This window comes from Streptomyces sp. SPB074, from assembly GCF_000154905.1.
Taxonomy (GTDB): domain Bacteria; phylum Actinomycetota; class Actinomycetes; order Streptomycetales; family Streptomycetaceae; genus Streptomyces.
In genome coordinates, this window is record NZ_GG770539.1 from 1,587,584 (window position 1) to 1,598,764 (window position 11,181).

Here is an 11,181-nt window from a genome sequence, read left to right on the forward strand (position 1 = left end):
GACGACGCGCGAAGCACCGCGGCGTAGGGGCGACGTGGCGCGCCCACGCCGTGACGCCACGCGCCACGTACCCACCTCGCCGCCCGACGCGACGTCGCCACGCCCCCGCCCGTCGCGCTCGCTCCTACCCCGCCGCGTCAGGCATCGTGAGCGCGTGACCAGGCTTGTGAAGAAGGTGTGCGAGGGCGATGGCGGGATGCGTCGCCCCCTGTTCCGGCCGTCGTTTCCTGCCGTACGTTCTCCACGGATGAACGAAACACCCGTTCAGCGGGCGACCGCGAGCGGTGCCATCGCGTGGCCTTCCGGGCGACGCACCGGCCGTGCGTTCGCGCACACCCCCGGGGCCTCGGGTCCCGGGCATCCTCACCGATCGGACGGCCGCCCGCCCCACACCCCCCGGGGCGCGCGGTTTCCCGGTCCTCCCGGACGCCCCGGAACCCGCCCCCCGGTCCCGGGGCGTCCGGCTGTCGTCCTCTCCCTGTGCGCGGTCGTCTTCGCGCTGCTCACCTGGCAACTCGTCTCCCGCGGCCCCGTGCGCCGCCTCGACGAGCGCCTCGGCGTGCGCCTGCACGACGGCGCCGGGCCGCCGCACCCTCTCGCCGAATTCTTCTCCGACCTCGGCAACCCCACGGTCGCCTTCCCGGTGCTCGCCGTCTGCGCCGGGGCCGTGACCTGGTGGGTACGTCGCGAGACCGGGCGCGCCGTGTGGTGGCCCGCGCTCACCGCTCTCGGCGCCCTCGTCGTCGTCCCCGTACTCGTCCTCCCCCTCAAAGAGATTTTCGACCGCCCGGGCCAGCCCTCGGCCGAGGGACTCGGCTACTACCCCTCCGGCCATACGGCCACCGCCAGCGTCGCGTACGGCGTCGCGCTGCTCCTGCTCCTCGCGGGCCCCGTCGCGCCCCGTCACCGCGGCGTACGGCGCGCGCTCGCCGCGACGTGGCTGCTGCTCGTCCTCTGCGTGAGCTACGGACTGGTGCGGCAGGGCTATCACTGGCCGCTGGACGTCGCGGCGAGCTGGTGCCTGGGAGGCGCCGTCCTCCAGGTCGTGGCCGTCGTTCTCGTACGCGTTCGGGCGCGCCCAGGGGCGGCGGTGCGCGGTGACGCGGCGTCATCCCCGCTGGAACGTCGCGTGGACGAGGCGGAACGAGGCGACGTGGCGTAGTGCGTCACGACGGCGCCCCCGCCCTGCGCGTCGTCTCCGCGACGCCTCGCGGCAGCGCTTCGTCTCCGCGCGGCGGCAGGGTCACGTGACGTCGTCCTCCCCGTCGCGCCAGGCCGCGGCCTCGTGCAGCGCGAGTTCGAGCCGCGCCGCGTCGGTGAGCACTCCCGAGCCGTCCGGCGGAACGATCCAGCTGATCTCCTCCGCGGTCTCCCCGGGACGTGGCACCACCAGCCACGTGCCGCGCCCCATGCACCGCACCTCTCCGCCCGCCCACTGCGCGGCGGTGCCCACCGGCACGAGGAAGCCCAGGTGGTCCCTCGCGGCGTCCGCGAGAACGGGACCGTGACGCTCGGTAAGCCGCCCGAGAACGTCCAACGTCGCGCGCCCGAGGGGTCCCGGCACCACCAGAACGTCCCAGGCGCGGCCCGCCGGCAGGAGCGCGATCCCCCGAGAATCGCTCTCCCACCGGCTCAGACACCTGGCGGGATCGGGCGCGGCGTTCGCCAGCCACGCCAGGGGGGTGGGCCTCTCCCCGGCCTCAGCGGCCCCTTGGAAATCCGTCATCGCACTGCCTCCTGTCGCATCGGGCGGGCACGACGCACGCCCTGGAGAAGAGACCGGCTCCCCGCGCGTGCATTACGCGACTCGGTGGACGACGAGAGGGTGACGCGCGTCACGACGGAGCGCGCGACGCGGCGTCGCTCCGCCGCGACGTCACCGGGCTCCCATGCGACATCGCACCCGCTCCCCCGCGTATCGCGTCCGCGACGTCGCACCAGGTCACACGCGACGTCCCACGCCTCACGGCCGCACACATCGCGCGGAAGCCACGCACCCAGCACCGCCGCGCCACCACGCATCGCGGCACGCGGCAGCCGCACCGTTCCGCCCGCCTCAGCTGTCGAACCCGAATCCCACCCGGTCCATCGCGCGCAGCCACAGATTCCGCCGCCCGTCCTGCTCGTCGGCGCGCGCGAGCGAACGTCGCGTCAGTTCGATGCCGGTCCAGGCGAACGGCTCCGGCGGGAACGGCAACGGCTTCGTACGCACCATCCGGAGCGCGGTGCGCTCCGTCTCCGCGCCGTCGAGGAGGTCGAGCATGACGTCGGCGCCGAAGCGCGTCGCGCCCACGCCGAGCCCCGTGAAACCGGCGGCGTACGCGACGCGCCTGCGGTGGGCCGTGCCGAAGAAGGCCGAGAAGCGTGTGCAGGTGTCGATCGCACCGCCCCACGCGTGCGTGAAGCGGAGACCTTCGAGCTGCGGGAAGCACGTGAAGAAGTTCCGCGCCAGTCTCTCGTACGTCGCGGGGCGGTCGTCGTACTCGGCGCGCACCGCTCCGCCGAAGCGATAGATCGCGTCGTACCCGCCCCACAGGATGCGGTGGTCCGCGGTGAGCCGGAAGTAGTGGAACTGGTTCGCGCTGTCGCCGAGCCCTTGGCGCCGCCGCCAGCCGATCGCGTCGTGTCGCGCGGCGGAGAGCGGCTCGGTCATGAGCGCGTAGTCGTAGACGGGGACGGTGTACGGGCGCAGGCGCCGCACCAGTGAGGGGAACGCGTTGGTGCCGAGCGCGACGTCACGCGCGAAGACGCGGCCGTAGGGCGTGCGCAGTGCCATCCCGGCGCCGTCGCGCGCGAGGGCGAGGCCGGGGGTGTGCTCGTGGACGCGGACCCCGAGGTCGAGGCACGCGCGGCGCAGTCCCCACGCGAGGCGGGCGGGGTGCAGCAGTGCGACGCCGCGGGTGTCGTGGAGGCCCGCGAGGAAGGTCGGCGAGTCGACCTCGGCGCGCAGCGTCGCCTCGTCGAGGAGTTCGTAGCCCTCGAAGCCGTGGGCGCGCGTCGTCTCGTACAGCGCGGTGAGTTCCGCGACCTGGTGCGGCCGCGTCGCGATGTCGATCTCGCCGGTGCGCTCGAACTCGCAGTCGATGCCGTACCGCGCGACGGTGGCTTCGATGGCGTCCAGGTTGCGTCGTCCCAAGGTGTCCAGGACGCCGATCTCGTCCGGCCAGCGGTCGAGGCCGTTGGGCAGTCCGTGGGTGAGGGACGCGGCGCAGAAGCCGCCGTTCCGCCCCGACGCGGCCCATCCGACCGTCTTGGCCTCCACCAGGACCACGTCGCGTCCGGGGTCGCGCTCCTTCGCCCGCAAGGCGGTCCACAGGCCGCTGTAGCCTCCGCCGACGACGAGGAGGTCGCATCGTGCGTCTCCCACGAGGGCGGGAAGCGGCTCGGGACGCCCCGGGTCGTCGAGCCAGTACGCGCCGGGCCGGGCATCGGCGAGGGCGGAGGCCCACCTGCTGCTGGTGGCACTCGGGGCCATGATGTCGACTCCCCACGGTGGTGCTCCGCGCGGCGCGGAGCACGTTCGGTACGGATGATGCGGTGGTGCGGGGCCGCGCCGCGCGCGGGTCCGGGTCTGCGGAATCGAGCGCGGACGCGGCGGGATGACTCGGGGCGGGCGAGGCGGGGCGCCGGGCTGAGACGCGTCGTACGTCGCGGCGTATGTCGCGTCGCGCGCGCCGTACGACGCGACGTAGTCCCCTCGTGGACCGCGACGTAGCCCCGCGCCCCTCCACGTCGCGCGGACGCCGCGCCCCGTGCGACGCGACGTCGCGGACCACGCGGCGCGCCCCGTACGCGACGTCGCGCGCGCCACGACACCACGCCTGACGCCGCGCCCATCACGACACGCCTTGTGACGCCACACGTCCCGCCCCGCCGGCTCAGCCTCCCCGCTGTCGCTTGCGCCGGCCGCCGAGAAGCATCGCGGCCAGGACGACGAGGAGGGCGACGAGAAACATGCCGGTACCGATGACGTTGATCTGTACGGGGGTGCCGCGTTGCGCCGAGCCCCACACGTAGATCATCAAGGTCACGGTGGAACCGGAGTTGAAGTTGGTGATGATGAAGTCGTCGAAGGAGAGCGCGAAGGCGAGCAGCGCCCCGGCGGCGATGCCCGGTGCGGCGATGGGCAGCGTGACGCGCAGGAAGGTCTGGACGGGCCCGGCGTAGAGGTCGTGCGCGGCCTGTTCCAGGTGCGGGTCCATGGACATGACGCGCGCCTTGACCGCGGTCACGACGAAGCTCAGGCAGAACATGACGTGCGCGATCAGGATCGTCCAGAATCCGAACCGGACGCCCATGTTGAGGAAAAGCGTCATCAAGGACGCGGCCATGACGACCTCGGGCATCGCCATGGGCAGGAAGATCAGCGAGTTGACCGCGCCGCGCGCCCGGAAGCGGTAGCGCACGAGCGCGAAGGCGACCATCGTGCCGAGCACCGTCGCGCCGAGCGTCGCCCAGGCCGCGATCCGGAGGCTGAGCGAGAGCGAGCCGCACAGGTCGGCCACGCCGCAGGGGTCGGTCCAGGCATCGGTCGAGAAGCGCTGCCACTCGTAATTGAATCGTCCGTTCGGTTTATTGAACGAGAAGATCATCACGACGACATTCGGAAGGATCATGTACGCGAGCGTGCAGATGCCTGCGATGACGACGAGATTGCGGCGCACGGCGCGTGGCAGCCGCCCGGGCTTGCGCGCACCCGGGACGGAGGCGGCGTCACGCGACGTACGGCGCGCACGAGGCCTGCGCGACGCTTGCGGCGCGATGTCGCGCGACGCGGAGAAGCGGTTGCTCATCAGATCAGATCCTCCGTGCCCGACTTGCGCAGGTAGACCGTGACGGCGGCGAGGATGGCCGCCATGAGGATGAAGGAAAGGGCAGCCGCCGCCGGGTAGTCGAGAACACGGAGGAAAAGCGTCTGAATGACGTTTCCGATCATCCGTGTATCGGTCGATCCGAGAAGATCGGCATTGACGTAGTCGCCGGTGGCGGGGATGAACGTGAGCAGCGTCCCCGAGACGACGCCGGGAAGCGAGAGCGGGAAGGTCACCTTGTGGAAGGTCGTGAACGGCGCGGCGTACAGGTCTCCCGACGCCTCGTGGAGCTGCGGATCGATGCGCTCCAGGGACGTGTAGAGCGGCAAGATCATGAACGGCAGGAAGTTGTACGTGAGCCCGCAGACGACAGCGAGCGGCGTGGCGAGAACGCGTTCCCCCTCGGTGATGCCGAGCGCGCTCGTGACGTCCAGGAGGTGCAGCGTGTTGAGCACGTCCACGACGAGACCGTCGTCGGCAAGGATCGTCTTCCACGCGAGCGTGCGGATGAGGAAGCTGGTGAAGAACGGCGCGATCACGAGAACGAGCACCAGGTTGCGCCAGCGCCCCGCGCGGAAGGCGATGAGGTACGCGAGGGGGTAGCCGAGCGCCAGGCACAGAAGCGTCGCGACGGCCCCGTAGGCGAGGGAGCGCACGAACTGCGGCCAGTACTCGCTGAAGACGTCCCAGTACGTCGCGAAGTGCCACGTCACCCGGAAGCCGTCCTCCAGGGACCCCGTCTGCACCGACGTGGACGCCTGGTAGACCATCGGCAGGGCGAAGAAGACGAGCAGCCACAGCATCCCGGGCAGCAGCAGCCAGTACGGTACGAGGCGGCCGCGCACCCGGACGCCGCGACGCCGCGGCGCGGCCGTCCGCGCGACGTCGCGCGTCCCCGGCGCGCCGGGCGGCGGCGCGAGCGGCGCTTCGCCGGCGCTCACGCGGCGTCCCCCTCGTCGCCCGCCGTCGCGACGCCCGCGTCGATGTCCTGCTCCGCGTCGAGCCCGAAACCGTGCGCGGGGTTCCAGTGCGCGACGACCTCGGCGCCCGGTGTCAGGCGCGGGTCACGCTCGATGTTCTGCGCGTACACCTCGAAGCGTCCGCGGCCGGGGGTGTCGAGCACGTACTGCGTCGAGGCCCCGATGAAGCTGGAGTCGGCGATGCGGCCCCGGACGCGGTTGCGCCCGTCGGCTATCCGCGCCTCGTCCTCGACGGGGACGAGGGTCACTTTCTCGGGGCGCACTCCGAGCAGCAGCGCACCGCCCGCGCGCGGCGGAACGGCGCAGCGGGCGGCGGACACGACGAGCCGTGTCCCGCGCGACGTCAGCGCGACGTCGCCGCCGGACGTCGCGGCGTCCACCGTTCCGGGGAGGAGGTTCGAGGTGCCGAGGAAGTTCGCCACGAACGTGCTGCGCGGCGTCTCGTAGAGGTCCTCGGGTGCGCCGAGCTGCTCGACGGTGCCTGCGTTCATGACCGCGACGGTGTCCGCCATCGTCATGGCCTCCTCCTGGTCGTGCGTCACGTGCACGAACGTGATGCCGACCTCCGTCTGGATGCGCTTGAGTTCCCGCTGCATCTGCCGGCGCAGCTTGAGGTCGAGGGCGCCGAGGGGCTCGTCGAGGAGGAGCACCTTGGGACGGTTGATGAGGGCGCGGGCGACGGCGACTCGCTGCTGCTGACCGCCGGAGAGCTGGTGCGGTCTGCGGCGCGCGTAGTCGCCGAGCTGGACCAGGTCGAGCATGTCGGCGACCTGCTTCCGCACGGACTTGACGCCGCGTCGTCGCAGGCCGAACGCGACGTTCTCGTGGATGTCGATGTGCGGGAAGAGCGCGTAGCTCTGGAAGACCGTGTTGACGGGGCGGCGGTACGGCGGCAGCGCGGTCACGTCCTCGTCGCCGAGACACACCGATCCGGAGGTCGGCACCTCCAGGCCGGCGATCATGCGCAACGTCGTGGTCTTGCCGCAGCCGGAGGCGCCGAGCAAGGCGAAGAAGGCCCCCTGCGGAACGGTCAGGTCCAGCGGGTGCACCGCCGTGAAGCTCCCGTAGGTCTTCCCGATCCCTTCGAGGCGCAGGGCGCCGCCACGATCGGTCGGGGCCGTCTGGTCGGTGGATGGCGTGGTGGTCGTCATGGGCTGCGTCCAGGTGGTGGAGGTGCCGGTGGTGGGAACGGTGCGGGGGCGCGGGGGGATGGTGCCGGGGGTGCGTGGCGTGGCGCGGATCGGGAGGTGGAGGGGCGCGACGTCGCGCTTGGTACGTCGCGTCGGGGCGCGGTCGCGGCGCGACGGGGCGCGGGCTTGGTGTCACGCGCGTAGGTGGGGCGACGTCGCGCCTGGGGGCGGCGTGACGTCGCGTGCGTGTCGCGACGACCCGCGACGCCCTCGCGCGACGTAGCGACATACGCCGCCGCGTCGCCCCGCACCCTCCGCCCGACGCGGCGTGCCCGCGTCGCGCGACGTGTGCCCGCCGCGTCGTGCCGCAGCGCGGCGCCGTACACCGTCAGCCGCCGTCTCGTCACCGCAGCACGTCTGCCACTACGTCGCGGCAGTCCGCGCGTCAGCCGTCCGTCAGGGAAGCGAACTTCTTCTCATAAGCGGTCTCCTCCTTCGTGCCGAGCGAACGGAAGGCATGGGACTTGGCCGCCATGGCGCGGTCGGGAACGATGAGCGGGTTTTCGGCCGCGTCCTTGTCGATCTTCGCCAGCGCCGGTTTGACACCGTCGACCGGGCAGACGTAGTTGATCCAGGCGGCGAGTCGCGCGGCGACAGGCGGTTCGTAGTAATAGTCGATGAGTTTCTCGGCGTTGGCCTTGTGGCGCGCTTTGTTGGGCACCATGAGGTTGTCGGTCGAAGTCATATAACCGGACTCAGGGATGACGTAGCGCACGTCGGGGTTGTCGGCCTGGAGCTGGACCACGTCGCCCGCCCAGGCGAGACACGCCGCGAGGTCGCCCTTGCTCAGGTCGGCGATGTAGTCGTTGCCGGTGAAACGGCGCACCTGCTTGCGGTCGACGGCCTTCTGGACACGCGCTATCGCCGCGTCGTACTCGTCGGCCGTCACCCGCGCCGGGTCCTTGCCCATGTCGAGCAGCACCATCCCGATGGTGTCGCGCATCTCCGAGAGCAACCCCACCTTGCCCTTGAGCGCGGGGTCGTCGAGGAGCTGGGACACGGAGGTGACCTCGCGGCCTCCAGTGGCTTTGCGGTTGTGGGCAATGAACGTCGAGATGCCCGCCCACGGGTACGAGTACGAGCGGCCCGGGTCCCAGTCGGGGCTGCGGAACTGCGGCGCGAGGTTGGCGTAGGCGTGCGGAAGGTGGGCGGGATCGAGTTTCTGCACCCAGCCGAAGCGTATGAGCCGCGCGGCGAGCCAGTCGGTGACGCAGATCAGGTCGCGGCCGGTGTCCTGGCCGGCGGCGAGTTGCGGCTTGATCTTGCCGAAGAATTCGACGTTGTCGTTGATGTCCTCGGTGTATTTGACCTTGATACCGGTGCGCTTCGCGAAGGCTTCCAGGGAGGGGCGGTGCCGGTTGTCGTCGCTCACGTCGATGTATTCGGTCCAGTTGGAGAAGTTGACGTTCTTCTCGCGCCGGGAGTGGTCCTCGGAGGTGACCGCGTCCTCGCCCGTCTTCGCCGCGGCGGGGATGCCGCAGGCGCTGAGTCCCGCGAGGCCGCCTGCGGCGAGCGCGCCGCCGCCGACGGCGCGCAGCACGTCGCGTCGCCCCGGCGCCCGCGACGTCGCGTGGTGACGCCCCGTCCAGCCGCGTGGGGCCGAGCGCGGGAGGGGACGCCCCGTGGCCGGTGGCGGACGATCCGAATCGAACTGTTCCATGCGCTGTGCCCTTCCGGGTGAGCCTGCTCGATGAGATGCCGTGGTACCGGCCGGTGCGCTACCGGTCCCCGAAGACGGTGCGGTGCCAGTCCTTTCTGGCCATGGCGGTGTTGTCGAACATGACGTGCTTGATCCGGGTGTACTCCTCGAAGGAGTACACGGACATGTCCTTGCCGTAGCCCGACGCCTTGTAGCCGCCGTGGGGCATCTCGCTGACGATCGGGACGTGGTCGTTGATCCACACGCAGCCGGCCTTGATGTCGCGCGTGGCACGCTGCGCCCGGTACGTGTCGCGCGTCCAGGCGGAGGCGGCGAGCCCGTAGGGCGAGTCGTTGGCGAGCCGCAGCGCCTCGTCGTCGGTGTCGAAGGGCAGCACGACGAGGACGGGCCCGAAGATCTCGGAGCGCACGATCTCGCTGTCCTGCGCGACGTCGGCGAGCAGTGTGGGGCGGTAGTAGGCGCCGTCCCCGAGCACGCCGCCGGGCCGCGCGCCGCCGGTCACGACGCGCGACGTCGCGCGGGCGCGGTCCACGAAGCCGGCGACCCGGTCACGGTGCGCGTGGCTGACGAGCGGCCCCAGATCGGTCGCGGGGTCGAAGGGGTCGCCGATGCGGACGGTCTCCATGAGCGCCGCGACGTCGCGCACGAAGCGCGCGTGGACGGGGCGCTGCACGTAGGCGCGTGTCGCCGCGGTGCAGTCCTGCCCGGCGTTGATGAGCGAGGCGGCGACCGCGCCGTGGACGGCGGCGTCGAGGTCCGCGTCGTCGAAGACCACGAAGGGAGCCTTGCCGCCCAGTTCGAGGTGGAGGCGACGGGCACCGCCGCTCGCGAGTCCCGCGACGCGCTCGCCGACCGCCGTCGATCCGGTGAACGACGTCATCGCGACGTCGGGATGCGTGACGAGGCGTTCGCCCGCGCCGTGGCCCGCGCCGCTGACGATGTTGACGACGCCGTCGGGGATGCCCGCCGCTGTCGCGGCCTCAGCGAAGAGAAGCGAGGTGAAGGGAGTCAGCTCGGAGGGCTTGAGCACGATCGTGTTCCCCGCGGCGACGGCGGGGAGGATCTTCCAGGCGGCCATCTGGAGCGGATAGTTCCACGGCGCGATGGAACCGACGACCCCGATCGCCTCCCGCCGTACGTACGAGGTGTGGTCGCCGCTGTACTCGGCGGCGGCACGCCCGTCGAGATGCCGCGCGGCGCCGGCGAAGAAGGAGGTGTTGTCGAGCGTGCCCGGCACGTCGAACTCGCGGCTGAGCCTGATCGGTTTGCCGCACTGGAGGGACTCCGCCTGGGCCAACTCCTCGGCGCGTTCGGCGAGCACCCCCGCGAATCGGTGCAACGCGTCCGAGCGCTCCCCCGGGGTGGCGCCGGACCACGCGGGGAAGGCGTCGCGCGCGGCAGCCACGGCGGCGTTCACGTCGGCGGGTCCCGCGAGTTCGTACGTGAACACCGTCCGCCCGCTCGCCGGGTCCACGACGTCCTGCGAGTTGCCCGACGTTCCCGGAACGAGGCCGCCATCGATGTACTGGGCACCCGCGGCGAAACGGTCCTGCGGCTGGAAGCGGTTGCTCATGTCGCTCTCCCCCGGCCCCGCGAGGTTGCGGACACCGTAGCTCCGGCTCGATGTGATTGCCGATCCTGACAGAGGTGAATCACTTCAACAAGTGATTCCGTTGTTGCCTTTTGGTTACACAACGAAATCTGTCGGCATCCTGTCGAGTCCGGAGCGAAAATCCGCCCGGCTTCGCGAGCTCGCCTGCGAGACTCGCGCCCATGGAACAGGAGTTGACCAGGGACTACGCGGCGTTGCTCGACCGGGCGCGCGGCACGGTGCTGCCGGTGGCGGATCGCGCGAACGCCGCCGACGCGTCACGTGCGGAACGCGGCGCGGGGGACCCCGCAGCGGTGAGACGTCGCGTCAAGTTCGTCCACTTCTGGGGGCACACGTCGCGTGGCCGGGGCGTCGACAAGGGGTGTCTGAGCCAGTGGTGGCCCGCGCCGTTCACGGTCGGCGACGCGACGTACGCCACCGCGGAGCACTGGATGATGGCGCGCAAGGCGCGGCTCTTCGGCGACACGGCGGCGGAGAACGCGGCGTTTACGGCGCGCGGTCCGGCCCAGGCGAAGGCGGCAGGCCGCCTCGTCCGGGGCTTCGATGACGCGACGTGGGAACGCGAACGCTTCCGCATCGTTGTCGAGGGCAGCGTTCACAAGTTCTCAGCCGATCCCGGCCTCACCGCTTTCCTCCTCGGCACGGGCGACCGCGTGCTCGTGGAGGCCAGCCCCCTCGACCGGATCTGGGGTATCGGCCTCGCCGCCGACAACCCGGCCGCTTCGGAACCGGCGAAGTGGCGAGGGCAGAACCTCCTCGGCTTCGCCCTCATGGCGGCGCGCGACATCTTGCGCGGGGAGGCGTAGGGGCGGGGCGAGAGCCGGGGGCATCGCGGCGAGGTCGAGGCGGCGTGGCGCGGGCCTGACGGGGGGCGGGAGTGCGGCGTGGCGCGACGGGGTTAGCGCCGGGGTGGGACGGCAAGGGCACG

The 11,181-nt window shown here is 71.6% G+C and carries 9 protein-coding genes; 2 read left to right on the top strand and 7 right to left on the bottom strand.

Going from position 1 to position 11,181, the window contains the following annotated elements; all coding sequences use genetic code 11:
• Window positions 1–247: 247 nt before the first annotated feature.
• A complete protein-coding gene (locus tag SSBG_RS06275) occupies window positions 248–1,162 on the top strand; it encodes a phosphatase PAP2 family protein (RefSeq protein WP_008745367.1) in 915 nt (304 codons plus the stop codon).
• 81 nt (window positions 1,163–1,243) lie between these two features.
• On the opposite strand, the gene SSBG_RS06280 is transcribed toward SSBG_RS06275, so the two are convergent.
• The 7 genes from SSBG_RS06280 to SSBG_RS06310 form a co-directional block, all read right to left on the bottom strand.
• Complete coding sequence (locus SSBG_RS06280; RefSeq protein WP_037869077.1) at window positions 1,244–1,726, bottom strand: hypothetical protein; 483 nt, start codon at window positions 1,724–1,726, stop codon at window positions 1,244–1,246.
• A gap of 330 nt (window positions 1,727–2,056) precedes the next feature.
• A complete protein-coding gene (locus SSBG_RS06285; RefSeq protein ID WP_008745370.1) occupies window positions 2,057–3,475 on the bottom strand; it encodes an NAD(P)/FAD-dependent oxidoreductase in 1,419 nt (472 codons plus the stop codon).
• A gap of 403 nt (window positions 3,476–3,878) precedes the next feature.
• Window positions 3,879–4,793: an ABC transporter permease gene (locus SSBG_RS06290; RefSeq protein ID WP_008745371.1), complete on the bottom strand. Its 915-nt coding sequence runs from the start codon at window positions 4,791–4,793 to the stop codon at window positions 3,879–3,881.
• Complete coding sequence (locus SSBG_RS06295) at window positions 4,793–5,752, bottom strand: ABC transporter permease (RefSeq protein WP_008745372.1); 960 nt, start codon at window positions 5,750–5,752, stop codon at window positions 4,793–4,795. The genes SSBG_RS06290 and SSBG_RS06295 overlap by 1 nt, the downstream gene beginning before the upstream one ends.
• A complete protein-coding gene (locus SSBG_RS06300) occupies window positions 5,749–6,942 on the bottom strand; it encodes an ABC transporter ATP-binding protein (protein WP_008745373.1) in 1,194 nt (397 codons plus the stop codon). The genes SSBG_RS06295 and SSBG_RS06300 overlap by 4 nt, the downstream gene beginning before the upstream one ends.
• A gap of 424 nt (window positions 6,943–7,366) precedes the next feature.
• On the bottom strand, window positions 7,367–8,641 hold the full coding sequence (locus SSBG_RS06305; RefSeq protein ID WP_008745374.1) for a polyamine ABC transporter substrate-binding protein: 1,275 nt from the start codon (window positions 8,639–8,641) through the stop codon (window positions 7,367–7,369).
• 58 nt (window positions 8,642–8,699) lie between these two features.
• Window positions 8,700–10,214, bottom strand: a complete 1,515-nt coding sequence (locus tag SSBG_RS06310; RefSeq protein WP_008745375.1) for a gamma-aminobutyraldehyde dehydrogenase — start codon at window positions 10,212–10,214, stop codon at window positions 8,700–8,702.
• 200 nt (window positions 10,215–10,414) lie between these two features.
• Here SSBG_RS06310 and SSBG_RS06315 point away from each other — a divergent pair, with 200 nt between their 5' ends.
• Window positions 10,415–11,059: an NADAR family protein gene (locus SSBG_RS06315; RefSeq protein ID WP_008745376.1), complete on the top strand. Its 645-nt coding sequence runs from the start codon at window positions 10,415–10,417 to the stop codon at window positions 11,057–11,059.
• Window positions 11,060–11,181 lie beyond the last annotated feature (122 nt).